The 26,575-nt window shown below is 70.4% G+C and carries 24 protein-coding genes; 14 read left to right on the top strand and 10 right to left on the bottom strand.

Annotated features, from left to right (window positions below; translation table 11 throughout):
* The first annotated feature begins 17 nt into the window (after positions 1–17).
* The 4 genes from EJV46_RS00550 to EJV46_RS00535 are packed head-to-tail and all read left to right on the top strand — an operon-like array spanning position 18 to position 3,825.
* Positions 18–1,505, top strand: coding sequence for an NAD(P)-binding domain-containing protein (locus EJV46_RS00550; RefSeq protein WP_165585246.1), 1,488 nt, complete (start codon positions 18–20; stop codon positions 1,503–1,505).
* Positions 1,498–1,923: a hypothetical protein gene (locus tag EJV46_RS00545; protein WP_131546640.1), complete on the top strand. Its 426-nt coding sequence runs from the start codon at positions 1,498–1,500 to the stop codon at positions 1,921–1,923. The genes EJV46_RS00550 and EJV46_RS00545 overlap by 8 nt, the downstream gene beginning before the upstream one ends.
* Before the next feature lie 58 nt (positions 1,924–1,981).
* Positions 1,982–2,557: a peroxidase-related enzyme gene (locus tag EJV46_RS00540; RefSeq protein WP_131546639.1), complete on the top strand. Its 576-nt coding sequence runs from the start codon at positions 1,982–1,984 to the stop codon at positions 2,555–2,557.
* Complete coding sequence (locus EJV46_RS00535; RefSeq protein WP_131546638.1) at positions 2,554–3,825, top strand: aspartate aminotransferase family protein; 1,272 nt, start codon at positions 2,554–2,556, stop codon at positions 3,823–3,825. The genes EJV46_RS00540 and EJV46_RS00535 overlap by 4 nt, the downstream gene beginning before the upstream one ends.
* A 28-nt stretch (positions 3,826–3,853) precedes the next feature.
* Here the strand turns inward: EJV46_RS00535 and EJV46_RS00530 are convergent, their stop codons facing one another.
* Complete coding sequence (locus EJV46_RS00530; RefSeq protein ID WP_131546637.1) at positions 3,854–5,095, bottom strand: hypothetical protein; 1,242 nt, start codon at positions 5,093–5,095, stop codon at positions 3,854–3,856.
* A gap of 326 nt (positions 5,096–5,421) precedes the next feature.
* Between EJV46_RS00530 and EJV46_RS00525 the strand changes: the two genes are divergently transcribed.
* Positions 5,422–6,402: a tripartite tricarboxylate transporter substrate binding protein gene (locus EJV46_RS00525; protein ID WP_131546636.1), complete on the top strand. Its 981-nt coding sequence runs from the start codon at positions 5,422–5,424 to the stop codon at positions 6,400–6,402.
* 9 nt (positions 6,403–6,411) lie between these two features.
* On the opposite strand, the gene EJV46_RS00520 is transcribed toward EJV46_RS00525, so the two are convergent.
* The gene (locus EJV46_RS00520; protein ID WP_131546635.1) at positions 6,412–7,995 is read right to left on the bottom strand and encodes an ABC transporter substrate-binding protein; all 1,584 of its coding nucleotides are present in this window, start codon (positions 7,993–7,995) and stop codon (positions 6,412–6,414) included.
* Positions 7,996–8,094: 99 nt separating this feature from the next.
* A complete protein-coding gene (locus tag EJV46_RS00515; protein WP_240782344.1) occupies positions 8,095–8,886 on the bottom strand; it encodes an N-acetylmuramoyl-L-alanine amidase in 792 nt (263 codons plus the stop codon).
* 649 nt (positions 8,887–9,535) lie between these two features.
* Here EJV46_RS00515 and EJV46_RS00510 point away from each other — a divergent pair.
* Together EJV46_RS00510 and EJV46_RS00505 are read left to right on the top strand one after the other, a co-directional pair.
* A complete protein-coding gene (locus tag EJV46_RS00510) occupies positions 9,536–12,364 on the top strand; it encodes a ribonuclease E/G (protein ID WP_131546633.1) in 2,829 nt (942 codons plus the stop codon).
* Positions 12,361–13,155 carry an enoyl-CoA hydratase/isomerase family protein gene (locus EJV46_RS00505; protein WP_131546632.1) on the top strand — a complete coding sequence of 265 codons (795 nt, stop codon included), beginning with the start codon at positions 12,361–12,363 and terminating at the stop codon, positions 13,153–13,155. The genes EJV46_RS00510 and EJV46_RS00505 overlap by 4 nt, the downstream gene beginning before the upstream one ends.
* 180 nt (positions 13,156–13,335) lie before the next feature.
* Here EJV46_RS00505 and EJV46_RS00500 read toward each other — a convergent pair whose 3' ends face one another.
* From EJV46_RS00500 to EJV46_RS00490, 3 genes are all read right to left on the bottom strand, one after another.
* Entirely contained in the window at positions 13,336–13,704 is a 369-nt protein-coding gene (locus EJV46_RS00500) for a hypothetical protein (protein ID WP_131546631.1), read from the bottom strand.
* Positions 13,705–13,748: 44 nt separating this feature from the next.
* Entirely contained in the window at positions 13,749–15,167 is a 1,419-nt protein-coding gene (gene pyk / locus EJV46_RS00495) for a pyruvate kinase (protein ID WP_131546660.1), read from the bottom strand.
* Between the two features lie 296 nt (positions 15,168–15,463).
* Complete coding sequence (locus EJV46_RS00490) at positions 15,464–16,765, bottom strand: glycerate kinase (protein ID WP_131546630.1); 1,302 nt, start codon at positions 16,763–16,765, stop codon at positions 15,464–15,466.
* 123 nt (positions 16,766–16,888) lie between these two features.
* Between EJV46_RS00490 and EJV46_RS00485 the strand changes: the two genes are divergently transcribed.
* The 6 genes from EJV46_RS00485 (at position 16,889) to EJV46_RS00460 (ending at position 22,080) form a co-directional block, all read left to right on the top strand.
* Positions 16,889–17,962, top strand: coding sequence for a tartrate dehydrogenase (locus EJV46_RS00485; RefSeq protein WP_131546629.1), 1,074 nt, complete (start codon positions 16,889–16,891; stop codon positions 17,960–17,962).
* A gap of 58 nt (positions 17,963–18,020) precedes the next feature.
* Complete coding sequence (locus EJV46_RS00480) at positions 18,021–18,986, top strand: tripartite tricarboxylate transporter substrate-binding protein (RefSeq protein WP_131546628.1); 966 nt, start codon at positions 18,021–18,023, stop codon at positions 18,984–18,986.
* 184 nt (positions 18,987–19,170) lie between these two features.
* Positions 19,171–20,253 (top strand): branched-chain amino acid aminotransferase, encoded by a 1,083-nt coding sequence (locus tag EJV46_RS00475; RefSeq protein ID WP_131546627.1) that lies wholly within the window; start codon positions 19,171–19,173, stop codon positions 20,251–20,253.
* Positions 20,254–20,458: 205 nt separating this feature from the next.
* Positions 20,459–20,809: a DUF1244 domain-containing protein gene (locus tag EJV46_RS00470; protein WP_131546626.1), complete on the top strand. Its 351-nt coding sequence runs from the start codon at positions 20,459–20,461 to the stop codon at positions 20,807–20,809.
* 45 nt (positions 20,810–20,854) lie between these two features.
* Positions 20,855–21,154, top strand: coding sequence for a DUF2312 domain-containing protein (locus EJV46_RS00465; RefSeq protein WP_206020665.1), 300 nt, complete (start codon positions 20,855–20,857; stop codon positions 21,152–21,154).
* A gap of 137 nt (positions 21,155–21,291) precedes the next feature.
* Positions 21,292–22,080: a TerC family protein gene (locus tag EJV46_RS00460; protein ID WP_131546625.1), complete on the top strand. Its 789-nt coding sequence runs from the start codon at positions 21,292–21,294 to the stop codon at positions 22,078–22,080.
* 46 nt (positions 22,081–22,126) lie between these two features.
* Here the strand turns inward: EJV46_RS00460 and EJV46_RS00455 are convergent, their stop codons facing one another.
* Together EJV46_RS00455 and EJV46_RS00450 are read right to left on the bottom strand one after the other, a co-directional pair.
* Positions 22,127–23,092, bottom strand: a complete 966-nt coding sequence (locus EJV46_RS00455; protein ID WP_131546624.1) for a tripartite tricarboxylate transporter substrate binding protein — start codon at positions 23,090–23,092, stop codon at positions 22,127–22,129.
* A gap of 142 nt (positions 23,093–23,234) precedes the next feature.
* Entirely contained in the window at positions 23,235–24,425 is a 1,191-nt protein-coding gene (locus EJV46_RS00450) for an NAD(P)/FAD-dependent oxidoreductase (protein WP_131546623.1), read from the bottom strand.
* Positions 24,426–24,594: 169 nt separating this feature from the next.
* Between EJV46_RS00450 and EJV46_RS00445 the strand changes: the two genes are divergently transcribed.
* Positions 24,595–25,629 carry an NAD(P)H-dependent flavin oxidoreductase gene (locus EJV46_RS00445; RefSeq protein WP_370323052.1) on the top strand — a complete coding sequence of 345 codons (1,035 nt, stop codon included), beginning with the start codon at positions 24,595–24,597 and terminating at the stop codon, positions 25,627–25,629.
* Positions 25,630–25,647: 18 nt separating this feature from the next.
* On the opposite strand, the gene EJV46_RS00440 is transcribed toward EJV46_RS00445, so the two are convergent.
* Entirely contained in the window at positions 25,648–26,154 is a 507-nt protein-coding gene (locus tag EJV46_RS00440) for a Spy/CpxP family protein refolding chaperone (RefSeq protein ID WP_131546621.1), read from the bottom strand.
* 8 nt (positions 26,155–26,162) lie between these two features.
* Positions 26,163–26,552, bottom strand: a complete 390-nt coding sequence (locus tag EJV46_RS00435; protein WP_131546620.1) for a hypothetical protein — start codon at positions 26,550–26,552, stop codon at positions 26,163–26,165.
* Between the last annotated feature and the right edge of the window lie 23 nt (positions 26,553–26,575).

Genomic DNA, 26,575 nt, shown 5'->3' with positions numbered 1-26,575 from the left:
AGCAAAGCTTTCGCTCCATGAACCAGACGATGCGGATCGAGACACGAGCGCCGGACCCGGCTGGCCTGGCCGCCCTTGAGGCGCAGGTCGCGCGCGATCTGGAGATGCTGAACCTTCCGCCGAGGAACTGGGTGCCGCCGCTGTTCCGCGACCGGACGGCCGCGCTGGACGCGGTGGTGGTCGGGGCTGGGATGAACGGCATCGCGGCCGCCGGCGCGCTGATCTTCAGGGGCATGCCGAACATCGCGGTGCTCGAGGCCGCGGGGCCCGGCCAGGAAGGCCCCTGGTGCACCACCGCGCGCATGGACACGCTGCGATCGCCCAAGACGCTGCCCGGACCCTGCTTCGGCATCCCTTCGCTGACCTTTCGCGCCTGGTACGTGGCGAGCTTCGGCGTGGAGGCCTGGGAGGGCCTCTACAAGATTTTCAACCGCACCTGGCAGGACTATCTCGGCTGGGTGCAGCGCGTGCTGAAGCTGCCGCTGTCGCACTTTTCCCGCGTCACCCGCATCGCGCCCGCCGATGGCCTGCTGCGTCTGACGGTGGAGCAGCCGGAGGGCGAGCGCCATCTCCTCGCCCGCCATGTGGTATTGGCGACGGGCAGGGCAGGGGCGGGCGGGCTCGACCTGCCGGATTTCGTGGACCGCGCCCTCTTCCCCGACCTCGCGGCGCTGGCGCCCCAGCCCATCGATTTCGAGGCGCTGCGCGGCAGGAGCGTCGGCATCATCGGCGGCGGCGCTTCGGCCTGGGACAATGCCGCGACGGCGCTGGAGCGCGGGGCCGCGCGGGTGGACCTCTATGTCCGCCGCGCCGTGCTGCCGCAGGTGAACAAGGGCCGCGGCAGCACCGGGCCGCACTATCACAATGCCTATGACGCCCTCTCCGACGAGGAGAGATGGAAGCTCGCCGTCTATCTCCATGACGAGCAGGCGCCCGTCCCGCACGAGACCGTCCACCGCGCGCTCCGCCAGCCGGGCTTCCACGTCCATCTCGCCACGCCCACGCGCGCGGCGCGGCGCGACGGGAATCAGGTGGCGATCGACCTCGGCGGCGGGAATCCCCGCGAGGAGCGGCGCGACTTCCTGATCGTCGCTACCGGCTTCTCGGTCGATCCGCTGCATGTGCCGGAGCTCGGCGACTTCGCGCCGCATGTCCGGCGCTGGATCGACGTGATCGGGGACGCGCCGCCCGAGCTGCGCCGGCGCGAGATCGAGACCTTCCCGGTCCTCGGCCCAGGCTTCGAGCTGCAGCCGCGCGACGCCGCGGCGCCGCCGGAGCTGGAGAAGATCCACCTGGTGAATTACGGCGCGCATCTGAGCCATGGCGGCATCGCGAGCGACATCCCGGGCGTCATGGTGGCGGGCGAGCGGGTGGCCGATGCGGTCCTGCGCGCGCTCTTCGTGGCGGAATTCCCCGCGATCCGGCAGGCGCTGGTGGAGTATGACGAGCCTGAACTTCTCGGCACGCCCTTCCACGTGCCGAAAACGGGAGCTTCCGATGGCTGATGTAATCGACGAGCTGATGGGCATCGCGCCCGGCTCGAAGCTGGACGGGTTGCGGGCCCTGCGCCCGGACGTTCGCCTTGCGACCCAGGCGAGCGAGGTCGCGATCTTCGAGGGGGAGAGCGGCCTGACCAGGACGGAGCGGCACGCCGTCGCGCTGCACGTGGCCGAGCTGAACGGGGATGCGGCGCTGGCGGAGCACCATCGCGCGAAGGCCGGCGACAGCCCGCGAATCCCAGTCCTGCTGGCGCATGCGACGATGCTCACGATGGCGCCGGACCAGGCGACGCCCGAGGCCATCCAGACGCTCATCGCCGCCGGCCTCGCGCCGCGCGACGTGGTGATGCTCTCGCAGCTCGTCGCGCATGTGAACTACGAGGCGCGGCTGCTCGCCGGCCTGCGCTTGCTGGAGGCGGCGTGATGGCCGCCGATTCAGACCTTCGCGCGAAGGACGCGCTTCGGCTATCGGGGGCTGCGCGATGAGCACGCATGATTTCGGCTTCACCATCGACACGCTGGAATGGAAAGCCTGGGCGCCGGTCCTCGATCTGGAGAAGGCCACGCCGGACGAGATCGCGGTTCTGGAGGAGAGCCATCCCAAGGCGAAGACCTCGCCCTACTACCTGTTGCTGGTCCAGGAGGCCGAGGTGCTGCGGCAGCGCTCCAAGCTCTTCAACACCATCATGTACGGCCCGCGCGGTGCCTCGCGCGCCGATCGCGAGCTCGCCGCCACCGCCGAATCCCGCGTGAACGGCTGCCCCTATTGCGCCAGCGTCCACGCCCAGCGCTTCGTGCAGATGAAGGGCGACAAGGACCTCATGCTGCGGCTGCTGGACGAGGGTGTGGGCGCGGCGATGCCCGCGAAGCAGCGCGCCATCGTGGACTATTCCGTGAAGCTGGCCGCCACGCCCTCCGCCGCTACGAAGGCGGATCTCGAGCGCCTCCGCGCCGAAGGCCTGAACGACGCCGAGATCCTGGACATCACGCTCTCTGTCGCGATGTTCGCCAATGCCAATCGCCTGATGCAAACCCTTGGGGAGGCCGTGCGCTCATGAACGACGTCGCCACCGCGGAAACCCTCGTCGAAACTGCCCACCGCGTCCTGCCCGCCGGGAACTTCGGCAATTTCGCGAGCGACATCGCGATCGTCAAAGGCGTCGGCGGCCATGTCTGGGACAGCGAGGGCCAGGAGTACATCGACTACCTGCTCGGCTCGGGCCCGATGTTCATCGGCCATGCCCATCCCGAGGTGACGGCGGCGGTGATGGAGCAGGTGCCGCTCGGCACCACCTTCTTCACCAACAACCCGCACGGCATCCGGCTCGCTGACAGGATCGTCGCCGCGCTGCCCTGCGCCGACCAGGTGCGCTTCCTGGGCTCGGGCACCGAGGCGGACATGTATGCGATGCGCGTCGCCCGCGCCTTCCGCGGCCGCGACAAGATCGTGAAGTTCGAGGGCGGCTATCACGGCATGAGCGACCACGGGCTCATGAGCCTCGCGCCCAAGCGCCCCGGCAACTTCCCCCTCGCCATCCCCGACAGCCCCGGCATCCCGGCCAAGGTGCGCGACGACGTCCTGGTCGCGCCCTACAACGACGCGGCGCATGTGGTGGCGCTGATCGAGGCGCAGCACGACGAGATCGGCGGCGTCATCGTCGAGCCCTTCCAGCGGCTGATCCCGCCGGTGCCGGGCTTCCTCGAGGCGCTGCGCGAGGTGACGGCGCGCTTCGGCATCCCGCTGATCTTCGACGAGGTCGTGACCGGCTTCCGCTTCGCCTATGGCGGCGCGCAGAGCTACTACGGCGTGACGCCGGATCTCTGCACGCTCGGCAAGATCGTGGGCGGCGGCTTCCCGCTCTCCGCGCTCGCCGGCCGGGCCGATATCATGGCGCATTTCGACAAGGCCAAGGTCGGCGACGAGGGCTTCCTGATGCAGGTGGGCACGCTCTCGGGCAATCCCGTGGCCTCTGTTGCCGGCCTCGCGACGCTCGACGTGCTGAGCCGTCCCGGCACCTACGAGAAGGTCTTTGCGCTCGGCCAGTCGCTGATGGACGGGCTGACGAAGCTGATGAGCGATGCCGGCGTCCCGGGCCAGATCGTCGGCGAGGCGCCGCTCTTCGACATCGTCTATGCCGAGGGCCCGATCCTCAACTACCGCGACACGCTGAAGGCCGATGCCAGGCTCGCCGCGCATTTCAACAAGCATCTGCGCGCGGCCGGCATCCTGAAGGGCGACAGCAAGTACTACGTCTCGACGGCGCATACGCCGGACGACGTGGCGAGGACGCTCGACGGCTTCGCGGCCGGCATCAAGGCGCTCTGAAACCGGAGCCCTGAAGCGGCGGCGCGCTTCAGGGTGGCAGGCCGGGTCCCTGGGTCTCGCCGCTGAGCAGCTTCCAGAGCGCGACGGCGGCCTGCGGGTCCTGTTGCGCCATGGTCTGGCGCAGGAAGATATTGCCCTCGAACCTGCCGTTCGAGCTGACCCGGCGGCACCCCACCACATCGTCCCAGTCGAGCAGGCCCGGCATCGAGATTTCCTGCTCGTTGTAGGGGATCTTGATCTGGGGATGAGTCGCCGTGGCCGGGATGGTGCCGGCGGGGGGAATGACGAAGCCTCCTTCGACGAAGCAGGCATAGACCCAGCCGGGGCCCGGGGGCGTCGTTCCACCCATGCCGGTGGCGAAGGCCTTCGTCACCGCATAGGACTTACAGACCGAGATGTAGCCGCCGTAGAACTGGTTGGCGAGGAACTCCGGCAGGTTGAGGGCGCGGTCCTGCGCATTGCCCTGGGCGGCGGCCTTGGCGATCTGGTCCGGGCGCGTGTAGTTCGGATTGAAGCCGCCGGCGTTCTTGATCGCGCTCGGCAGGCGGGAGTCGCCCCGGAATCCATAGGCGAGCACGCGCGGAAAAGGCACCGATGCCGTGAGCTCGGGATAGGAGAAGTGACCGCCATGCCCGTTCCGCTTCGCCGGGACATAGGGGATCATGCGGGGATCCGACTGGTAGGCCTTGTCCTCCTGCACCCTGAGCGTGGGATCGGGGCCGATCTCCTCGAAATCGAGCAGCGCGCCGTCGACCACGTTGACGCCGGCCACCGCGGCGCGGCGCTGGAGGTAGTCGATGGCGTCGTCGACCGAGAAGCCCTTCATCCGCAGGCCGCTATAGGCGGAGACCGAGACGCCGATGGCGTCGAAGCCCGTCTTGATGGCCTTCATCACGAAGCTGGGATTCGACATGTCGTGGCCCACGGTCAGGCCCTTGGCCCAATGCGAGGCGCGGGCGCCGTCGAAGGTGGACCAGTCGCGTGTGATGGCGCGCTGGAACTCGTCGATCCGGTCGCCCAGCTTGGTGCCGAAGGCGATCGTCACGTCGCGCAGCCGGGCGGCCGTGCCGGCATCGATCGGCTGCCAGCCCGTGGGGGTCCTGATGGCTCCGATGAGGGCCGTCACGAAGACGGGTGAGGCGCCGCCGATGATGAATTCGGTATTTGTGAGCTGGAGCCAGACGGTCGTCTTCGCGCGGTCGTGGCACAGCTCGACCCTTCGGCTCGCCCCGGGAAGGGCGGTCCCCAGGCGGATGGCATGATATGGCACTGGCTGCTCTCCCCGGGCATCGCCGCGCCTTCTAACGCGCTACGGCCATGTCGGGCTCAGGTGACCAGAAGATTCGCGGGCCTTCAAGTAGGGAACGGTTGGCACGACCGGCGGCCTGTGCGGTGGATGAACGTGGCAGGCGCGCGTATGGCGAGCTGATTTCGGGCGACCGCGAGGCACCACGGTCCGACGGGCCCGGAGCCGCCGTCTCTCGCCGGGGTCGATCACTCCGGTGCAAAGCTCTTGGCAATTCCTTCCATCCGGTGCCACGGTCGCATCGACAACTTGGCCCGAGACGCCGCGGCACCTTGGGGAGGATCATCATGATGCCATCGAGCAGACGCGGACTGACGCGGGCGGCGGCCGCCATGGCCGCCTGGGGGCTCGCGGCCCCGGGGGCCCGGGCGGCCGATCCCTGGCCCAGCCGCACCCTGCGCATCCTCACGCCCTTCGGCGCCGGCGGCGCCATGGACATGGTGGCCCGTCTGCTGGCGCCTGCCGTCTCGCAGGCGCTCGGCCAGCCGGTGGTCGTGGAGAACCGGCCGGGCGCCACGGGCACCGTCTGCATGGGCGAGGTCGCGCAGGCGGCGCCCGATGGCCACACCATGATGATCACGGGCAGCAGCTTCGCGATCGTCGGCCTGCTGATGCCGAACCTGCGCTTCCGCATGGGCGATTTCGCGCCGCTCACGCGGCTCACGGTCGGGCCGAGCGTCCTGGTCGTTCCGGCCCAGCTCGGGCTGCGGAGCTTTCCCGAGTTCGTCGCGGCGGCGAAGGCCCGGCCCGGGCAATGGTCCTATGGCAGCGTCGGCGTGGGCACCTCGCTCCATCTCGGCGGCGAGGAGCTGAAGATGCTCACCGGGACCGACCTCGTGCACGTGCCCTATCGCGGCTGGACCAATGCCGCGACGGATCTGCTGGCCAACCGCATCCAGGTCTATTTCTCGACGATCCCGGATGCGCTGCCGATGATCCAGTCCGGCCAGCTGCGCGCCCTGGCCGTCACGCATTCCGAACGTCTTCCGGCCCTGCCGGAGACGCCGACGGTCACGGAGCTGGGATTCCCGAAGCTGCGCGTCAGCTCGGATTTCGGCATGGCGATCGGCGCGGGCGTGCCGGCGGCGATCCGTGCGCGGCTGGAGGAGGTGTTCCGCGCCGCCATCCGGGAGCCCGCCATTCAGGCGCGCCTGCTGACGAGCGGCATTTTCGTGGTGGGCAGCTCGGCGGAGGAATATGCTTCCCTCCTGGCCGAGGATATCGCCCGCTACGCGGAGATCATCCGCGTGGCGGGGATCAGGCTGGAATGACCCGCCCGTTCAGGCCGGCCGCACGCCCATCGCGATGGTCCGCTCGTCCATCCGCGCGGCGTAGGTCAGGCCGCGCTTCGTCGCCCAGGTGTGGTTCAGCTGCACCAGCGGGATGATCGGCACCTCGCGCGCCACCCAGCGCACCATGTCCTGCAGCGCCTTCTCGCGCGCCTCGTCGTCGATGATGGACACGGCGGCGTTGGTCATCCGGTCCAGTTCGGGCGAGGAGAAGCGGCCCGAATTGCTGGCGCCGGTGCGGTTCTCGCGGCTGTAGGTCATCATGATGTTGCTGAGCATGTAGCCGGCCTCGGCCGTCGTGCTGCCCCAGCTCGTCAGGCGGATGGCGAAGTCCTGCCGGTTGCTGCGGGCGGAGAAGCTGGCCCAGGGCACCGCCTCGACCTGCGTCTGCACGCCGATGCGCGTCCAGAACTGGCCGATCGCCTGGGCGATGCGGCTGTCGTTCGGGAAGCGGTCGTTGGGCGTGTGGAGGGTCAGCTTGAAGCCGTTGGGATAGCCGGCCTCGGCCAGCAGGCGGCGCGAATGCTCGACGTTCGGCACCGGCACCGCGATGTCGGGCGCGTAGCCGAAGGTGCCGGGCGGCAGCCACTGGTTGGTGGCCGTGGCCTGTCCCTCCATCACGCGCTCGGCGATGTTCTGGCGGTTGATGATGCTGGTCAGCGCCTGGCGGACGCGCACGTCCTTGAAGGGGTTGGTCGGCAGCGGCTGGCCGTTGTTGTCGGTGACGAAGGGCAGGTTCCCGTCGCGCGAGAAGTCCGGCATCAGGTAGACGCAGCGCAGGCCGACCGTCTCGGAGACGCTGGTCCGCGGCTCGCGCTTCAGGCGCGCGAGGTCGCTGCTGGCGACCTGGTCGATCATGTCGAGATCGCCCGAGAGCAGCGCCGCGGAGCGCGCCGCGTCGTTGGCGATGAAGCGGTAGGAGACGCGCGACCACGGCTCGCGGCCACCCCAGTAGTCGTCGTTGCGGACGAGCTCGGTGCGGTTGTTGGGCTCGTAGCTCACGAACTTGTAGGGGCCGGTGCCGATGGCGGCCTTGCCGCTGTTGTAGTCCTCGGTCGAGGCGCCCTCGCCGGCGTGCTTCGAGACGATGAAGATCGCCGCGAGATCGATCGGCAGGATCGGGTTCGGGGCATGGGTGTGGAAGCGGATCGTGTGCGGATCGAGGATTTCGATGCGCTTGAGGCTGCGCAGGAAGCCGCCGAAGCCGCCCGGGCTGTTCGGCACATTGGGCGCGCGGCCATAGGTGAACTCGACGTCCGCGGCGGTGAAAGGGCGGCCGTCATGCCACTTCACGTTCTCGCGCAGCTTGAACTCCCAGAGCGTGGGCTCGATCACGCGCCAGGAGGTGGCGAGGCCGGGGACGAACTTCGCGTCGGGCGTGCGGTCCACCAGCGCCTGGAAGATGTGCAGCGCCAGCGAGGAATTCGGCGCGGCGTTGAAGAAATGCGGATCGATCGAGGTGATGGAGCCGCCGGTGGCGATGGTGAGGGCCCGGTCGGCCTGGGCGAAAGCGGGGCCCGCGATCACGCTGGAAACGGCGGCGGCGCCGAGGGCGCGGCGGCTGAGGCTGGTCATGGCGGGACTCCTGAAAGCCGTGAGAGGCTGATGTGTTAGCCCCTCCGCCGCGGCTGTTCCAGCAAGCCCTGCTGTCGATTCAGAACCGTTACGGGTGGATCAGGCCAGGCTCCGCCGCCCGATGAAGCCGTTCACCGCCTCCGCCAGGGCGGCCGCCACCCTGGCCCGGTGGTCCGCCCGGCGCAGCAGCGCCTCGTCCTGCCGGTTGGACAGGAAGCCGCATTCCACCAGGGCCGCGGGCACGTCGGGAGCCTTGAGCACGACGAACTGCGCCCGCCGCAGCGGCTGCGAGAGCAGCGCGACCTCGCCGTCCAGCGCATTCACCGCGAGCCGGGCCAGCCGCTCCGATCCCGCCCGCGTCTCCTGCCGCATGAGGCTCAGCAGGATGCGCTGCACCTCCGGCGAGACGGACGGCAGCCGCAGGCCGCCGGCCTGGTCGGCCCGGTTCTCCCGCCGGGCCAGGGCCGCGGCCAGGGAGTCGGTGGCCGTTTCCGACACCGTATAGACGGAGGCGCCCCGCAAGGCCTGCGACTGCCCCGCCGGCATGGCATCGGCATGGATGGAGAGCAGCAGCACCGCCTCGCGCTGCCGGGCCATCTCGACCCGTCGGGCCAACGGCACGAAGACGTCGCGCGTGCGGGTCAGCGCCACGCGGCAGCGGCCGCCCGCCTCAAGCAGGCGCCGAAGCTCCAGCGCGATGGGCAGGGTGACGCGCTTCTCCTGGGTGCCGTTGGCGCCGATGGCCCCCGGATCGGCGCCGCCATGGCCCGGGTCCAGGAGGACCAGCGGCAGGCGCGTGACGTCCCGTGCCGGCGGCGCGCGCCGGCGCTGGGCAGGCCGCGTCTGCGCCTCCGCCCCGGTGGCCAAAGGCGCCATGGCCAGACCAGCCATCGCGACGAGCCATGCCCTGCGATCGATAACCCCCATAGGCCGCAACCCCCATCGCGGTGACCGGAGAGTAGGGGCGGGGGCCCGAAAAATCCAGAGGACGTGCTTCCCATGCAGGCAGGACGCAGCGCGTTTGTGCAGCGCCAGGGCATCCTGGCCGGCCTCGGCGATCCGACTTGTCCACAGTGCGCCTTGTGACGCTTGGCCACCTCGCCTATGCTGACTTGCCCCAGCGATAGGTGCTGCGGGCGGAGCAGGGGCGGACGGCGCGGCTTTTCGCGCGCCAAGCCCCGGTCGTGGTCCGCCGGATGGACGCCCCCTTTTGCGGCGCTCCGAAGAAAGGACGCTGCCGGTTCCGCCTGCGTGCCCGCGGTGCAGGCTGGCCATGCCGAGACGCGGTTGCGCCCACCTGCCGCAATATCGTCCGCCCGTGAAGGGCGCACATCCGTGGGGGTGACCCATTGGGCACGATGCCCTTTTGCCTGCCGGCCGCGCTTCGCGGTGCAGGAAGAGGGCTTCCGCGCCCCCGAGTGAGGACGCAAGCGCATGTCCAGGACATCGCCGCCGAACGGCCCGCACCCGGAATCCACACACCCTTTCCGCCGCCGGCCGGGCGCTCCGATGCCCCGCCGCGGTGCGGAGTTACCCTCGCATGACCAAGCGCATGTTGATCGACGCGGCCCACCCGGAAGAGACCCGGGTGGTCGTGATGGATGGCCATCGCGTCGATGAATTCGACCTGGAGGCCGCCAACCGGCTGCCTCTCAAGGGCAACATCTACCTCGCCCGCGTCGTCCGCGTGGAACCGAGCCTGCAGGCCGCCTTCGTGGAATATGGCGGCAACCGCCACGGCTTCCTGGCCTTCGGTGAGATCCACCCCGACTACTACCAGATCCCCGTCGCCGACCGTCAGCGGCTGATCGAGGCCCAGGAGGCCGAGGCCCGCGAGGAGGCCGAGGCCGAGGCCCGCGACGACGAGCGCCGGGCCCAGGCCCAGGCGGCCCGCGCCGCCGCCCAGGCGGCCCGCGCCGCCGAGGTCGCGGCCGGCGACGCCGAGCCGGCCGAGGAGCCGCCGCTGGAGGCCCTGCCGCAGGAGCTGACCTCCGAGCAGCCCACCCCCGAGGAGATGGAAGCCGATATCGTCGCGCAGCTCGAATCGCAGGGCCGGCCGGAATCGGCCGAAGCCTCCGAGGGCGACGACGAGAACGGCAGCCGCGTCGAGATCCTGCCCCCCTCCGACGCCCCGCCGCCCGAGACCATCGGCGAGTCCGAGGGCGATGCCGAGGGAGAGGCCGAGGCCGAGCAGGAGGAGGAGCGCCGCGAGCGCCGCTCCTCCCCGCGCTTCTTGCGCAACTACAAGATCCAGGAGGTCATCCGCCGCCGGCAGATCCTCCTCATCCAGGTCGTGAAGGAGGAGCGCGGCACCAAGGGCGCGGCACTCACCACCTATATCTCCCTGGCCGGCCGGTTCTCCGTGCTGATGCCCAACAGCCCGCGCGGCGGCGGCGTCTCCCGCAAGATCACCTCCAGCTCCGACCGCCGCCGCCTGCGCGAGGTGATCGACGAGCTGGAGATGCCGCATGGCATGTCGCTCATCGTCCGCACGGCGGGCGCGCAGCGGCCGAAGCCCGAGATCCGGCGCGACTGCGAGTACCTCCTGCGCCTCTGGGACGATATCCGCGAGCGCACCCTGGCCAGCACCGCGCCGGCGCTGATCTACGAAGAGGCCGACCTCATCAAGCGCTCCATCCGCGACGGCTATGCCCGCGACATGGACGAGATCATCGTCGAGGGCGACACGGCCTATGCCCAGGCGCGCGAATTCATGCGCATGCTGATGCCGGAGCACGCCCGCAAGATCCAGGCCTATCGCGACGGCACCGTGCCGCTCTTCTCGCGCTTCCAGGCCGAGGCGCAGCTCGATGCGATGCACGAGCCGAACTGCCAGCTCCGCTCGGGCGGCTACCTCGTCATCAACCAGACCGAGGCGCTGGTCGCGATCGACGTGAACTCCGGCCGCTCGACGCGCGAGAGGAGCATCGAGGACACCGCGCTGCGGACCAATCTCGAGGCCGCCGACGAGGTCGCCCGCCAGCTGCGCCTGCGCGATCTGGCCGGGCTGATCGTCATCGACTTCATCGACATGGACTCCAACCGCCACAATGCGATGGTGGAGAAGCGGCTGAAGGACGCGCTGCGCACCGACCGCGCGCGCATACAGGTCGGCCGCATCAGCCATTTCGGCCTGCTGGAGCTGTCGCGCCAGCGCCTGCGCCCCTCGCTGGCCGAGACGACCTTCGTCACCTGCCCGCATTGCCTGGGCCGCGGCACCGTCCGTGGGCTCGAGAGCAGCGCGCTTGCCGTGCTGCGCGCCGTCGAGGAGGAATGCGCCAAGCGCCGCGCCGCCGAGATCACCGTGCGGGTGACCTCGGCCGCCGCCCTCTACCTGTTGAACAAGAAGCGTGACCGGCTCGCCGACATCGAGAATCGCTGGGGCGTGACCGTGCTCTTCGATCCGGACGACACGCTGCATGGCGCCGAGACGCGGATCGAGCGCAGCAAGGCGCCGCCGCCGCCGATCGAGGACAGCCGTCCCGCCGCGCTGCGCATGGACTATGCCGCCGAGGAAGAGGCGGCCGCCGAGGAGGTCGAGGAAGCCGAGGCCGCCGAGGCCTCGGACGCCTCCGAGGCCGGGATGACGGAGGAGGAGCGGGCCCGCCGTCCGCGCCGCCGCCGCCGGGGCCGCGGCCGTCGCGAGGGCGGGCCGGAGCGTGGGGAAGGCGCCGAGGACGGTGTCGAGGCGCCGGCCGAGGGCGCCTCCGAGGCGGAGGCGGGAGCCGAGGATGCCGCGCCCGCCGAGGTCGATGCAGAGGCCGAGCCGGCCGAGAGCCCCATGGAGGGCGCCGTGGAGAGCCCCGTGGAGAGCGAGGAGTCGGCGCGCCGCCGCCGGGGCCGCCGCGGCGGCCGTCGCCGGCGCGAGGGCGAGGCGCCTGCGGCCGAGCGGGAGGCGCCGGAAGCGCCCGCCGCCTTCGTGGCTCCGGCGCCGGCCGGCTATGCCGGCCCGACACCCGCCGATCCTTTCGCCAATACGACCGACAGCCTGATGGCAGCCATGGAGGCGGCCGAGGCGGCGGCCGAGGCGGCGCTCGTCGCCCGCCCGGCCGCGCCGGCGGAACCGGCGCCTCTGGAATCTGCGTCCGTGGAATCAGCGCCCGCGGAATCAGCGCCTGCGCCGGCCGCCGACGCGGTGCCCGAGGTCGAGCCGATCGAGGCCGCGCCTCTGGCGGCGGTGGAACCCGTCGCCGCGGAGCCGGTCGAGCCGAAGCCCGAGCCCATCCCAGAGCCGGTCGGCGGCGCCTCGCCACCGAAGGCCGAACCGGAGCCGGCGGCGGAAGTCGTGATCGGCCCGGCCATCCAGCCCAAGACGGTCGAGGAGGTGGCCGCCGCCGCGCCTCGCCGTGGGGGCTGGTGGAAGCGATGAGCGGCACGGAGCCGCCGGTCCTCGTTCGTCGCGAGGGGCCGGTGGTTCACGTGACGCTGAACCGCCCCGCCCGGCGCAATGCCATCGGCGGCGGCATGGGCGAGGCGCTGGACGAGCTCATCGCCGGGCTGCGCGGGGATTCCCAGGCGCGCATCGTGGTGCTGCGTGGGGCCGGCGGGCATTTTTGCGCCGGCCTCGACCTCACCGAGATGGCGCAGGGCACGCCCGAGGAGCGGCTGGCGGCGCAGCTCGCCCGCAACCGCCGCATCGGCGCGCGCTTCCAGGAACTCTCCGAGCTGCCGCAGGTGGTGATCGCCGCCATCGAGGGGGCCGCCCATGCCGGCGGCCTCGGCTTCGTCTGCTGCGCGGATATCGCCTTCGCCAGCGCGGAGGCGAGGTTCTCGGCGCCGGAAACGCGGCGCGGGCTGGTGGCGGCGCAGATCCTGCCCTGGGTCGCGCGCCGGATCGGCCGGCCGAACGCCACGCGCATGGTGCTGGAGGCGAATGTCGTCGACTCGGCCACGGCGCTGCGCTGGGGCCTGGTCCACGAGGTCGGCGCGGATCGCGCTGGCCTCGACGCCTTGGTGGCGCAGAGCGTCGCGCTGATCCTGGAGGGCGCGCCGGGCGCGCTGGCCGAGACCAAGGGCCTGCTGGCCGCGCTCGGCCCGCTGGCGCCGGAGAGCTATGCGGAGATGGGCGCGGAGGCTTTCGCCCGCACGGGCTCCAGCCCGGAAGCGGCGGAAGGCATCGCGGCCTTCAAGGAGAAGCGGAAGCCGAGCTGGGCGGCTTAGTCGCCAAGGGGCGGGCCAGCAAAAGGCAAGCGGGCCCACCGAGAATCCGGCCGCAAAGCGGCCGGCGCCGCCCACTCCACCTTCCGGCTTGGCGCCCCAGAGGCGCGGCGAGCCAAGCGAGCGGAGCGAGCGCTCGGCGCCTGAGGGCGTTGAAAAGGCTTTTGCTGGCGGCCGCGAAACCTACGGCCGCGGGCGAATGGTTTCCGTGCCGCCGGCAAAAGCCCCCATGATGGTCCACTGGCCGGTCATCTCGCCGTTGGGCTTGATCTCGTAGATGCCCATGCTCGGCTGGTTGCCCAGGCTGAAGGCGGTGGCGAAGACCAGGCCGCTCACCATGCCCACGCCTTCGATCGTCTCGGCACCGATGGTCCAGGTCAGGCGGAAGCTGAGCAGGCCGATCTGCTCCAGCAGCAGGGTGCCGGCGTATTGCGTGCCGTCGGGGTTGGCGCCCGTGACGTCGTAGGTCCCGGCGCGCTGCGCGGCCGCCGGTCCGGCGAGCCCCAGAGCCAGACCCAGGGTGAGGCCAAAGGCCAGGATCAGTCGCTTCATCGGCACTCGGTCCCCTTGGCGACGGCCGACGGGGCCGGTCGCGGCTACTTCACGATGGCGACCCTGAGCGAATTGGTGGTGCCGGGCGTCCCGAAGGGCACGCCCGCCGTCACCACCACCTCGTCGCCGGGCTGCACGAAGCCTTCCTGCTGCGCCGCCCGGCAGGCTCGCGCCACCATTTCCGTCATGGAGTGGATATCCTGAACCACCAGCGGATGCACCCCCCAGACCACGGCGAGTCGTCGCGCCGACTGCACCAACGGCGTCAGGCCCAGGATCGGGCAATCCGGCCGCTCCCGCGCGGCGCGCAAGGTGGTGGAGCCGGTGCTGGTAAAGGTCGCGATGACCTCGGCATCGATGGTACGGGCCACCTGGCGGGCGGCAGCGGCGATGGCACCGGCGCTGGTGCCTTCGGGGTCGGGCCGGCTGGCGTCGGTCTGGGCGCGCCAGTCCGGGTCCTGCTCCACCCGGGCCACGATGCGGTCCATGATGTTCACGGCCTCGAGCGGGAACTGCCCGGCGGCCGTCTCGGCCGAGAGCATCACAGCATCGGCGCCGTCGAAGACGGCGGTCGCGACATCCGAGGCCTCGGCGCGGGTGGGGGAGGGCGCGGTGATCATGCTCTCCAGCATCTGCGTCGCCACGACGACCGGCAGGCCAAGCTTGCGGGCGGCGCGGACGATGCGCTTCTGGACGAGCGGCACCTCCTCGGGCGGCATCTCCACGCCGAGATCGCCGCGGGCGACCATGACGCAGTCGGTCAGCGCCAGGATGCCGTCGAGATTCTCGACGGCCTGGGGCTTCTCCATCTTCACCATGACCCAGGCGCGGCCGGCGCAGATGGCCTTGGCCTCGGCCACGTCCTCGGGCCGCTGCACGAAGGAGAGGCCGATATACTCGACGCCCAGCGGCAGCACGAATTCCAGGTCGGCGCGGTCCTTCGCGGTGAGCGCGGGGATGGGCAGCGCCACGTCCGGCACGTTCACGCCCTTGCGATCGGACAGGGCGCCGCCCACCACGACCTCCGTCTCCAGATGGTCGTTCTCGACCTGGCGGACGACGCGCAGCCGGAGCTTGCCGTCATCGAGCAGCAGGGTGGTGCCGATGCGGGCGGCGTTGATGATCTCGGGATGCGGCAGCTGGACGCGCTTCACGTCGCCGGGCGTGGGGTTCAGGTCGAGGCGGAAGCGGCTGCCGGTCGCCAGCTGAACCCGGCCGGCGGCGAATTTTCCCACGCGCAGCTTGGGGCCCTGAACGTCAGCGAGGATGCCGACGGGGCGGCCGGTCTTGCGCTCCACCTCGCGGATGATGGCGATGCGGGCGGCGTGGTCCTCGTGGCTGCCATGGGAGAAGTTGAGGCGGAAGACGTCGGCGCCCTGGCGGAACAGCTTCTCGATCATCTCAAGCGAGGAACTGGCCGGGCCGAGGGTGGCGATGATCTTGGTGCGGCGGTGGCGGCGCATGGGAATGCGCGGGCGGACGGAGCCTTCCGGGACGCGGGGTGCGGGCGGCGGCGCGCCGGGCGAGCGGAGCGATTCCGCTTCTATGCCGAAGAGCTGGGCCACGTCGTCCACCCGGTCGGCGGGGACGCGCTTCCACTGGCTCACCGCCGCGGTGGAGATATTGAGGGCGGAAGCGATGCGGGTGACCGCTCCGCGGCGGGCGAGGATATCCTCGAGGACGGGATCGCGCATGCCGCTAGGTTATCACTCGTAAGGCAGGCCGCAAGGGAAACCTCCGGCATCTTACGAATGGTAAGTTAAGTGACCAAAAGGATGCGAAGGTCGTTGACGTTGGTGAGGGTCGGTCCCGTTCGGATCAGGCCGCCGGCGGCCTCGAAGACGTCGTAGCTCCGATGCTGGGCCAGCGCCGCGCGCGGATCGAGTCCGGCCTTTCGCGCCGCCTCCAGCGTGCCGGGCCCGGCGATGGCGCCCGCGGCGTCGGATTTCCCGTCGATCCCATCCGTATCGGCGCAGAGCGCCCAGGTGCCAGGCGCCCCGTTCAGCGCCAGCGCCATGCCGAGCAGGCACTCCGTGCCCCGCCCGCCGGCGCCCTGGGTGCCGGGCGCCATGGTCACGGTGGTCTCCCCGCCGGAGAGCAGCACGCAGGGCGCGCCGAGCGGCAGCCCATGCGAGGCCGCGCTGCGGGCGATGCCGGCCAGCGCCTGGCCGACCGTGCGGGCCTCCCCCTCCAGCGCGTCGCCGAGGATGAGGGGCGCGAGACCCATCCCGCGCGCCGCTTCGGCCATGGCCCGCAGCGCCATGAGCGGCGTCGCGATCATCCGCAGCTCATGGCCGGCGAGGCGCGGGTCGCCGGGCTTGGGCGTCTCGTCGCGACCCTCGGCGAGGTGGCGCATGGCGGCCTCGGGAAGGGGCATGCGGTAATGGGCGACCAGGGCCCGCGCTTCCTCGAAGGTCGAGGGGTCGGCCACGGTCGGGCCGGAGGCGATGACCTCCGGGTCGTCGCCCGGCACGTCGGAGATCGCGAGCGTGACCACCCGCGCCGGCGCCGCCGCCAGCGCCAGCCGCCCCCCGGAAAAGGCGGAGAGATGCTTGCGGATGCAGTTCATCTCGTGGATGGGCGCGCCCGAATCCAGCAGCGCCTGGTTCACGGCGACGAGGTCCTCCAGCGTCAGCCCCTCGGCCGGCAGGGTGGAGAGCGAGGAGCCGCCGCCCGAGATCAGCGCCAGGACCAGGTCATCGGCGGTCAGGCCGCGCACAGCTGCCAGGATCCCGGCCGCCGCCGCCGCGCCCGAGGCGTCGGGCCGGGGATGCGCGCCGAAGCGCAGCGCGATGCGGCGATGGTCGGGCGGGTCGGGCAGGTCCGCGCCGTGCGGGGCGATGACGAGGCCGGTCAGCGGCACCTCGGGCCAGGCGCGCTCCACGGCGAGCGCCATCTTGGCCGCGGCCTTGCCGGCGCCGACCACGACCACACGGCCGTTCTTCGGCGGCGCGGGCAGGTGCGGGGCCAGCACCGCCAGCGGATCCGCCGCGCGCACTCCGGCATCGAACAAGGCCCGCAGGGCCGCCACCGCCCGTGGCTCGGTCCAGTCTGACGTCATCCCGCCCTCGTTTCCGGGAGGCATCATGGCCCCGGCGGCGAGGAGGGCGCAATTCGGGCACCCATCTTCTTGCTGCGTCGCAAACATGGCAAGAAACGAGCGACCATTCCCGCAGGAGCCCCCATGCGCAGCTATCGCATCGCCGCCATTCCCGGAGACGGCATCGGCAAGGAGGTCATCCCCGCCGGTCTCGAAGTGCTGCGCGCCCTGCAGGCCCGCGCCGGCGACTTCGAGCTGGAGGTGGTGCACTTCCCCTGGGGCAGCGACTTCTACCGGGAGACCGGCCGCATGATGCCGGAGGACGGGCTGCACCAGCTCCGCGGTTTCGACGCCATCTATTTCGGCGCGGTGGGCGACCCGCATCTGCCGGATTCGCTGACCCTCTGGGGCCTGCGGCTGGCGATCTGCCAGGGCTTCGACCAATACGCCAATATCCGCCCGACCCGCGTGCTGCCAGGCCTGCTCAGCCCCCTGCGCGGCGCCGTCCCCGGCTCGATCGACTGGGTCATCGTCCGCGAGAACAGCGAGGGCGAATATGCCGGCCATGGCGGCCGCGCCCATCAGGGCCACGAGATCGAGGTGGCGACCGAGACCTCCATCTTCACCCGCGTCGGCGTCGAGCGGATCATGCGCACGGCCTTCCGTATCGCCGCCAGCCGGCCGCGCAAGCTGCTGACCGTGGTGACGAAGTCCAACGCGCAGCGGCATGGCATGGTCTTCTGGGACGAGGTGGCGGCCAAGGTCGCGCTCGATTTCCCCGAGGTGACCTGGGACAAGGAACTCGTCGACGCCATGGCCGCGCGCATGGTGCGCAAGCCGGCCAGCATCGACACGGTGGTCGCCACCAACCTGCATGCCGACATCCTGAGCGACCTCGCCGGCGCGCTGGCCGGCTCGCTCGGCGTGGCGCCGACGGCGAACCTGGATCCCGAGCGGCGCGCGCCCTCGATGTTCGAGCCCATCCACGGCTCGGCCTTCGACATCACGGGCATGGGCATCGCCAACCCGATCGCGACCTTCTGGACCGCCTGCATGATGCTGGAGCATCTGGGCGAGAAGCCGGCGGCCGACCGGCTGATGCGCGGCATCGAGGTCGCGACGGCGAACGGCGTGGTCACGCCCGATCTCGGCGGCAAGGCGAACACGCAAGACGTGACGAATGCCGTCGTGGAGGCTATCCGTAGCGCCAACGACTGAGGCTGGCCCCAAGGATGATCCATGGAGGCCGGCCCGAAAAGCCGAAGGAAACGCCTCCATGATCGCCCGCCGCGCCACGCTCGGACTCCCCCTGCTGCTTGCCACGCCGGCCCTGGCGCAGGGGACGTTCCCCACGCGGCCGATCAGCCTGCTAATCCCCTTCGCGGCCGGCGGCCCGACCGACATGATCGGCCGGCTCCTGGCCGAGGGCATGTCCAAGGAGCTCGGCCAGCCCGTCGCCGCGGAGAACGTGACCGGCGCGGGCGGCACCATCGCCGCGGCGCGCGTCGCCCAGGCCCGCCCGGACGGCTACACCCTCCTCCTGCATCACATCGGCCTCGCCAGCGCGGCGACGCTCTACCGGCGGCTGCCCTTCGACATCCAGCGCGGGCTGGCGCCGCTCGGCGTGGTCTCGCAGACCGGCATGACGCTGGTGGCCCGGCCGGACTTCCCGGCGGCCGACGCCGCCGCCTATCTCGCGCAGATCCGCCAGCGCGGGGACGAGCTGAACCTCGGCCATAGCGGCCTCGGCGGCTCCAACCAGCTCTGCGCCCTGTTGCTGCAGCACGCCGCCGGCAAGAGCGTCACCAACGTGGTCTTCCGCGGCAGCGCGCCGGCCATGACCGAGCTGATGGCCGGCCGCCTCGACATCACCTGCGACCAGGCCACCGTGACGGCGCCCTTCCTGCGCGACAACCGCATCCGCGGCTATGCCGTGACCACGCCGCAGCGCGTTCCCGGGCTGGAACTGCCGACGACCGCCGAGCTCGGCATCCCGCTGACCATGTCGGCCTGGCACGGGCTTTATGCCGCGGGGGGCACGCCGCCGGAGGTGCAGCAGCGGCTGGCCCGCGCGATCCGCGCGGCGCTGCACGAGGAGCGGCTGAAGACCCGCTTCGCCGAGACCTTCACCACCGTCGCGACCGACAGCGAGGCGGACCCGGCCCATCACGCCGCCTTCCTGGCCAGCGAGATCGAGCGGCTGCGCCCGCTGATCCTCGCCGCCGGTCAATTCGCGGACTGACGACCGTCGCCGGGCCCCTTTCGCCGCGCCGCAACAAGGGCAGTAGGATTGACCTATCCTGCGTGCGGTGCATGGGAGGATTGCCGACTTTTCCGAGATCGAGGGCGGGTTGTTGCGCTAACCTCCATTCGGACGCAAGATCGTTGCGTCGCGGATCAACGAAGCGAAGAATAGAGCGAGTGTCATGACCGAGATCACCATCACGCGGACCCGCGCCCCGGCCGCCAGGCCCGCCGACGCCTCACTGTCCTTCGGCAAGGTCCTGACGGACCACATGTTCATGATGAACTACACAGCGGGCCAAGGCTGGCATGACCCGCGCGTCGTTCCCTACGGGCCGATCTCGCTCGATCCGGCGACGCAGGTGCTGCATTACGGCCAGGCGATCTTCGACGGGCTGAAGGCCTTCCGCGGCCCCGACGGCCAGATCCGCCTCTTCCGCGCCCAGCGCCACGCCGAGCGGCTGAACAAGTCGGCCCGCGCCCTTTGCATCCCCGAGATGGATGCCGACCTCGTGCGCCGCTCCTTCGAGGCGATCGTGGGGGTGGACAACGAGTGGGTGCCGCATGCCATGGGCACCTCGCTCTACATCCGCCCGACCGTGATCGCGACGGACGTGATGCTCGGCGTGCACCCTTCCAGCACCTACACCTATTTCGTGATCTGCTCGCCGGTCGGCGCCTACTACAAGGAGGGCGTGAAGCCGGTCCGCATCCTGGTCAGCGACAACCACGTGCGCGCCGTGCAGGGCGGCCTCGGCGAGGCCAAGACGGCGGCCAACTACGCCGCCTCGCTCTCGGCGCAGATGGAGGCCGAGGAGGCCGGCTATACCCAGGTGCTCTGGCTGGACGGCGTGGAGCGCAAGTACATCGACGAGGTCGGCACCATGAACATCATGATGCAGATCGGCGACGAGGTGATCACGCCGCCGCTGGCCGGCACCATCCTGGACGGCGTGACGCGCAACTCCTGCCTGCAGCTCATGCGCGACTGGGGAATGAAGGTCTCCGAGCGGAAGATCTCCATCGACGAGGTGATGGAAGCCGGCCGCCAGGGCACGCTGCGCGAGATGTGGGGCACGGGGACGGCGGCGGTGGTCTCGCCGGTGGGCGAACTCGGCTACAAGGGCGAGAAGCTCAGCATCGGCAATGGCCACACCGGCCTCCTGACGCAGAAGCTCTACGATTCCATTGTCGGCATCCAGTACGGCACGCAGGCCGACCCGCATGGCTGGACCAGCGTGGTGAAGGTGCCCGCGATGGCGTGAGAACTGGCTTTGACTGTGGAGGATCCGGCCGTAACGCGGCCGGCGCCGCCCAGCTGACCTACCGGCCTGGCGTTCCTGTCGTGCGGCGAGGCCAAGCGGCTGGGTTGGGGCTGCTTGCCCCAACCGCCCGGGGTGTGAGGGCGGCAATCGTCCGCTTGAACCGCCGGCCCTTTCGCGTATCTCTGGCGGGACAAGGAGAACGTCCATGCCCGCACCGCAGCCTGAAGCCGACCTCGCCCTCGGCGCCGCCGCCGAACTCGACGCCGCCGCCCGTGACCGCATCGAGGCCGCGGCCTTTCGCAAGCTCGTGGCCCATCTGCGCGAGCGCGGCGACGTCCAGAACATCGACCTGATGAACCTGGCCGGCTTCTGCCGGAACTGCATGAGCCGCTGGTATCAGGAGGCGGCCACCGACGCCGGCCTCGCCCTCGAGACGCCCGCCGCGCGCGAGATCGTCTATGGGATGGACTACAAGGCCTGGCAGGCCGCCCACCAGAAGGAGGCCTCGCCGGAGCAGAAGGCTGCCTTCAGTCAAGCCATGGCCAAGCACGGGTAGAGGCGCTACCTCCCTCGCCCTTCGACCAGCGATTCGAGAGATTTCATGTCAGACACCGAAGACGAGGCTGCGGCGAGCCGCAAGCGCCAGGCCGACGCCCCCGATGCCGACGTGGGCGGCATCGCCGTCGACCGGCTGCGCTCCATTATCGAGCGCATCGAGCGACTGGAGGAGGAGCGCAAGGCGCTCGCCGACGACATCAAGGACATCTTTTCCGAAGCGAAATCCGCCGGCTTCGACGTGAAGGTGGTCCGCCAGATCATCCGCATCCGCAAGCAGGAGCCGGCCGAGGTGGAGGAGCAGGAGACGCTGCTCGACCTCTACCGCCGCGCGCTCGGCATGTAGTACTTCGCCCCGGGCCGGCTCGGCCGGTCCGGGGCGAAATGTCCCGTCGGTTCCCCATCGGTGGCAACTGGCATCCGTGTTAGGCATTCCATCGAGCGCAGTCGAACTGGCGACCTGCCCGAGGGGATGGATCAAGCATGGACAGTCTCATGACGCTCGCCGCGGATCCGGCGGCTTGGGTGGCCCTCGGCACGCTCATCGTCATGGAGGTGGTGCTCGGCATCGACAACCTGCTGTTCATCTCCATCCTGACCAACAAGCTGCCGGAGCATCAGCGGGCTCGGGCACGCTTCATCGGCATCGCCGCCGCGCTGGTGCTGCGGCTGGCGCTGCTGAGCCTGGTCTTCGTCATCGTCCAACTCGTCGAGCCCGTGCTGACGCTGTTCGGGCAGTCCTTCTCCTGGCGCGACCTGATCCTGATCGGCGGCGGGCTCTTCCTGGTCTGGAAGGCCACCAAGGAAATCCATCACAATGTCGATCCCGGGCATGCGCCGGACGTGTTCGATGGCGGCAGCGGCGGCAGCGCGGTCGCCGGCGCCGCCTATGCGGCGATCATCGGCCAGATCCTGCTGCTGGACCTCGTCTTCTCGCTGGACAGCATCATCACCGCCGTAGGCATGACGGACCATATCGAGATCATGGTGATCGCCGTCGTCGTGACCGTCGCCGTCATGCTGTTCGCGGCCAATCCGCTCGGCAATTTCATCGGCAACAACCCCTCGGTCGTGATGCTGGCGCTCTCCTTCCTGCTCATGATCGGCATGACGCTCATCGCGGAAGGCTTCGGGGTGAAGGTGCCGAAGGGCTATGTTTATGCGGCCATGGCCTTCTCGGCGGCCGTCGAGGCGCTGAACATGATTTCCCGGCGCGCGAGCGCGCGGAAGGCTGCGTCGAAGGGTACGGCGCGGATGCCGGTCAGGCGTTGACGCCCGACCGGCCCGAAGGGCGGCTGCCCGGGGCAGCCCGGGCCGGCTACTCCAGCTTGAGACCCGCCGCGCGCACCAGCTCCCGCCATTGCGGCCCGTCCGCCTCCATCGCGGCGCGCATCTGCGCGGGCGTCGAGCAGACCGGGACCGCGCCCAGCCGCTCGACCGCCGCCCTGAAGGCCGCGTCCTGGCAGGCGCTGACCAGGATCGCGCCCATGCGCTCGATCAACTCCGGCGGCGTCCCGGCCGGGGCGGCGATGCCGTTCCAGGTCTGCGCCTGGAAGCCGGCCAGGCCCTGTTCGGCGAAGGTCGGCACGCCCGGGAGCTGGGCCATGCGCTCCGGCCCCGCGATGCCGATGACCCGGATCGCCGGCCCGCCCAGATGCGGGATGATGTCGGAGGGATTGCCGAAATAGGCGCCGACATCGCCGGCCACCACCGCCTGCATCGCCGGCGCGCCGCCGCGATAGGGAACATGCGTGGCCCGCGTGCCGGTCCGGTTCAGCAGCAGCTCCATGGCCAGGTGGTTGGAGGAGCCGTTGCCGCCGCTGGAGAAGTTCAGCCTTCCCGGGTTCGCCCGCAGATAGGCGAGAAGCTCCTGCAGGTTGTTGATGCCGAGCCGCGCCGAGACGGCTAGCACCTGCGGGTTGGACCCCACGATGGAGATGGGCGCGATGTCGCGCGCGGGGTCGACGCTGAGCTGCGCCAGGGCCGGCAGCATCACCATCTGCGAGGCGCTGGCGGTGAGCAGCGTGTAGCCGTCGGGCCGGCTGCGGACGACGTATTCCACCGCGATCATGCCGTTGGCGCCGGTCCGGTTCTCGACCACCACGGGCTGGCCGAGCTTGCTGCTCAGCCATTCCGAGGCCAGGCGGCCGATGCTGTCCGTCACGCCGCCCGGCGCGAAGGGCACCACCACCCGTAGCGGCCGGTCCGGCCAGGCCTGGGCCAAAGCGGGCCCGGCGAAGATCGCGGTGGCGAGGACGAGGGGGAGGAAACGGCGGATCGGCATCGGCGTCCTTTCGGGTTCGCCGCAGCCTAGGCAGCTTCCCTCGGGACTGGAACGCTATTTCGTGGGAAGTTGCACCTCAACAACAATCTATGGGTGACGGGTGGAGCGGCCCGGAACCGCCCCCCCTTCGGGGCCGTTTCCGCTACCCGATTTCCGCCGCCCGCTTCAGGCTGTTGATCATGGAGACACCTAGCAGATAGGCGTGCGCCTTGGCCGGATCGGAGGCCGCCTCGGCCATGCGGTCGCGGAAATCGGCCTGATCCTCCGGCGTCTTCGCCTCGAGGTTCTTCTTGTTCTGGATCGTCTGGCGCTGCACGTGCTCGACGGTGATGCCGCGCCGCTGGCGGACGTAGCGGTCCAGCTCGGCCTCGCCGGCTTCCCCGCGGATGATGCGGGCAAGCTTCTCCACGAGATTCACCGCATCGTGCACGCCGCCGTTGAGCCCCATGCCGCCGAGCGGATTGTTGATATGCGCAGCGTCTCCGGCCAGCAGCAGGCGCCCCTTGCGGAAGGTCTCCGCCACGCGCTGGTGCACGCGGTAGAGGGTGCGGTGCCTCACCGGGTAGTCGTCGCGGCCGGCCAGGATCCGGGCGAAGCGCGCGCGGGCGAAGTCGTCCGTCTCGATCTCCTCGTCCGTCACCTCGGGCGCTACGGGGAACATGCAGCGCCAGACGCCCGGAACGCGGAGCAGGAAGAACCACTCCTCGGGATCGGCGTAGTAGGTCACGTCGGCGAGGTTGGGGATGATCGAGGCGAAGTCGAACTCGGTGGAGAGGACCAGGAAGCGCTCGGGCCAAGTGAAGCCCTCGAAGGCGATGCCGGCCGCCTTGCGCACCGCGCTGCGCGCGCCGTCCGCGCCGATGAGGTAGCTGCCCGCGATCCGCGTGCCGTCCTCCAGCACGGCCTCGACATGGTCGCCGTGGTCCACGGCATCCGCCACCTGCGCATCGAAGCGGATGGAGAAGCCGGGCTTGTCCCTGAGCAGGTCGTAGAGGATGCGCGTCAGCTTGAACTGCTCGCATTGCAGCCGGAACGGGTGCCGCGTCACGTCGGCCAGGATGCCGAAGTCGAACTGGGCGATCACCGCCTGGTCGCGCTGCCGGTATTGCAGGATCGGGCCCTTGAGGCCCTGTCGGATCATGTCCTTCGCGGCGCCGAGATCGTCCAGCATGTCGAGCGTGGGGGCGTGGAAGGTGGAGGCGCGCATCTCGTCCGAGATGGTCGGTCCCGCTTCCAGGACGGTGACGGGGATCCCCTCCCTCAGCAGCGCGGCCGCGGCCACCATCCCGACGGGGCCTGCGCCCACGATCAGGACCGGCTTCATGTCAGCCATTCATATATCCCGGCAAAGAGGCCGAGGGCCGAAATGCCGCCGCGCCGGCAGCCTTCCGTCCCGCGCCGTGTGGACCCATCCCGTCCAACCTCACGGAATCATGTCTGGTTGACAAGACCTGCCCGGACATGTGGCCGGTCTATGCGCCGCCCTGCCGGCCGGATTAACCTTGGCCGACAACAGGCGGGCGAGGGGCTGGTCCATGGATCTGCGCGACAAGGTCAAAGGGCGGCTGAGGCTGCCGCTCATCGGCTCGCCGCTCTTCATCATCTCGGTGCCGGAGCTGGTCATCGCGCAGTGCAAGGCGGGGGTGATCGGCGCCATGCCCACCCTCAATGCCCGCCCGGTCGAGCAGCTCGACGACTGGCTGGCCGAGATCACCGAGACCCTGGCCGCGCATGACGCGGCGAATCCGGGCCGGCCGTCCGCGCCTTTCGCCATGAACCTGATCGTCCATCGGTCGAACGACCGGCTGGAGCAGGACCTGGCGCTCTGCGTGAAGCACAAGGTGCCCCTCATCATCAGCTCCCTCGGCGCGCGGGAGGAGGTGAACCAGGCCGTCCATGGCTATGGCGGCCATGTGATGCACGACGTGATCAACCAGGTCTTCGCCCACAAGGCGATCGAGAAGGGGGCCGATGGCCTGGTGCTGGTCGCGGCCGGTGCCGGCGGGCATGCCGGGGCGCAGAGCCCCTTCGCCCTGCTGCAGGAGACGCGGACCTGGTTCGATGGGCCGATCGCGCTCTCGGGCTCGATCGCGCATGGCCGCAGCATCCTGGCCGCCGAGGCCATGGGCGCGGACTTCGCCTATATGGGAACGGCCTTCATCGCCACCGAGGAAGCCCGCGCCGTCGAGGACTACAAGCGGATGATCACGGAATCCGGTGCCTCGGACATCGTCTACACGAACCTCATCACCGGCGTGCACGGCAACTACCTGAAGCCGTCCATGCGCAATGCCGGGATGGACCCGGACAATCTCGAGACCTCCGACACGTCCCAGATGAACTTCGGGTCCGACCGCAAGAAGAAGTGGAAGGACATCTGGGGCGCCGGGCAGAGCGTGTCCGGAATCCAGGAGATCTTGCCGGCGGCGCGGCTGATCGAGCGGCTGCACGCCGAATATGGCGAGGCGCGCCGCCGGATGGCCGCGCCCTCGCCGCTTCTCAACCCGAACTGGGCCAGGGTGACGGAGCCGGCCTGACGGCGCCCGCGCTCCCGATCAGCCCGGCCGAGCGGCGCCGCGTTGGCGCTGCTGCTGCTGTGGCGTCCGGAAGATCACGTCGGCGCGCTGCTTCTGCTCGGCGGACATGACATCGTAGAGGCCCCGGAAGGCCGTCGCGAGACGCATCCGCTCCTGCGCAAGCAGCTCCGTGATCTGCGCATAGTCCAGCATGTTGTCCGCCGCGCTCATCTGCGCGAGCTGCGTGCCGCGCTGGGTGAAGCGCTGGCGCATGGCCACCGCATTGTCCCGCTGCACCTTCGCGAATTCCTGCCATTGCGGCTCCTGCGCGGGGGTGATGCCGAGCTGGCTGCGCAGGCTGCCCAGATGCGCCTCCACCTGCTGCATCATCTGTTCCTGCGTCAGGTGCTGGGTGCGCCGGGCCTGGTTGGCCGCGCCGGCCGGCGCCTGGACGGAGGCCGCGCGCTGCTCCTGCGCGGCAGCCGCCAGCGGCAGGCCGAGACCGACGCAAAGCGCTGCGACGCGGGTGGTCGTGACGATCTTCATGGGGGTTCTCACTTGTAGCCGTAATAGCCGGGCGGCGGCGCATAGGCCGGCGGCGGGTCGTAGTCCGGCGGTGCGTAATAGGCCGGCGGGGGCGCGACCTGCGACTGCTGCAGCGCGAGCGCGCCGCCCAGGATGCCGAGGCCCAGCAGCGCGCCGCCGATCACCGCGCCGGAATTGTCCCGCCGGCCATAGCCGCCGCCGCGATGATAACCCCGGTCGTAGCCGCGGCGGCTCGGGCCGCGATCGTAGCCGCCATGCCCGCGGCCGCCGCCGTGCCAGCCACGGTCATGGCCGCGGTCCCCGTGGCGCGGCTGCGCCGTGGCGGGGGCGGCGGATAGCGCCATCAACCCCGCCAGGGCCGCCGCCATCAAGGGCTTGTATCCGATCCGGCGTCTCATTTCGCATCCTCTGCATCGACTTG

It is taken from the genome of Roseococcus sp. SYP-B2431 (genome assembly GCF_004336745.1).
Classification (GTDB): domain Bacteria; phylum Pseudomonadota; class Alphaproteobacteria; order Acetobacterales; family Acetobacteraceae; genus Roseococcus.
This window is presented reverse-complemented; position numbering and strand designations above follow the sequence as displayed.

Bases quoted from the DNA above. Each gene is read 5' to 3' on its own strand.
- EJV46_RS00500 (WP_131546631.1), bottom strand. From the start codon at position 13,704: ATGAAGCGACTGATCCTGGCCTTTGGCCTCACCCTGGGTCTGGCTCTG.
- EJV46_RS00465 (WP_206020665.1), top strand. From the start codon at position 20,855: ATGTCAGACACCGAAGACGAGGCTGCGGCGAGCCGCAAGCGCCAGGCC.
- EJV46_RS00520 (WP_131546635.1), bottom strand. From the start codon at position 7,995: ATGACCAGCCTCAGCCGCCGCGCCCTCGGCGCCGCCGCCGTTTCCAGC.
- EJV46_RS00480 (WP_131546628.1), top strand. From the start codon at position 18,021: ATGATCGCCCGCCGCGCCACGCTCGGACTCCCCCTGCTGCTTGCCACG.
- EJV46_RS00525 (WP_131546636.1), top strand. From the start codon at position 5,422: ATGCCATCGAGCAGACGCGGACTGACGCGGGCGGCGGCCGCCATGGCC.
- EJV46_RS00540 (WP_131546639.1), top strand. From the start codon at position 1,982: ATGAGCACGCATGATTTCGGCTTCACCATCGACACGCTGGAATGGAAA.
- EJV46_RS00515 (WP_240782344.1), bottom strand. From the start codon at position 8,886: ATGGCTGGTCTGGCCATGGCGCCTTTGGCCACCGGGGCGGAGGCGCAG.
- EJV46_RS00490 (WP_131546630.1), bottom strand. From the start codon at position 16,765: ATGACGTCAGACTGGACCGAGCCACGGGCGGTGGCGGCCCTGCGGGCC.
- EJV46_RS00440 (WP_131546621.1), bottom strand. From the start codon at position 26,154: ATGAAGATCGTCACGACCACCCGCGTCGCAGCGCTTTGCGTCGGTCTC.
- EJV46_RS00485 (WP_131546629.1), top strand. From the start codon at position 16,889: ATGCGCAGCTATCGCATCGCCGCCATTCCCGGAGACGGCATCGGCAAG.
- EJV46_RS00470 (WP_131546626.1), top strand. From the start codon at position 20,459: ATGCCCGCACCGCAGCCTGAAGCCGACCTCGCCCTCGGCGCCGCCGCC.
- EJV46_RS00505 (WP_131546632.1), top strand. From the start codon at position 12,361: ATGAGCGGCACGGAGCCGCCGGTCCTCGTTCGTCGCGAGGGGCCGGTG.
- EJV46_RS00510 (WP_131546633.1), top strand. From the start codon at position 9,536: ATGACCAAGCGCATGTTGATCGACGCGGCCCACCCGGAAGAGACCCGG.
- EJV46_RS00545 (WP_131546640.1), top strand. From the start codon at position 1,498: ATGGCTGATGTAATCGACGAGCTGATGGGCATCGCGCCCGGCTCGAAG.
- EJV46_RS00455 (WP_131546624.1), bottom strand. From the start codon at position 23,092: ATGCCGATCCGCCGTTTCCTCCCCCTCGTCCTCGCCACCGCGATCTTC.
- EJV46_RS00535 (WP_131546638.1), top strand. From the start codon at position 2,554: ATGAACGACGTCGCCACCGCGGAAACCCTCGTCGAAACTGCCCACCGC.
- EJV46_RS00435 (WP_131546620.1), bottom strand. From the start codon at position 26,552: ATGAGACGCCGGATCGGATACAAGCCCTTGATGGCGGCGGCCCTGGCG.
- EJV46_RS00550 (WP_165585246.1), top strand. From the start codon at position 18: ATGAACCAGACGATGCGGATCGAGACACGAGCGCCGGACCCGGCTGGC.
- EJV46_RS00450 (WP_131546623.1), bottom strand. From the start codon at position 24,425: ATGGCTGACATGAAGCCGGTCCTGATCGTGGGCGCAGGCCCCGTCGGG.
- EJV46_RS00460 (WP_131546625.1), top strand. From the start codon at position 21,292: ATGGACAGTCTCATGACGCTCGCCGCGGATCCGGCGGCTTGGGTGGCC.
- EJV46_RS00475 (WP_131546627.1), top strand. From the start codon at position 19,171: ATGACCGAGATCACCATCACGCGGACCCGCGCCCCGGCCGCCAGGCCC.
- pyk (WP_131546660.1), bottom strand. From the start codon at position 15,167: ATGCGCCGCCACCGCCGCACCAAGATCATCGCCACCCTCGGCCCGGCC.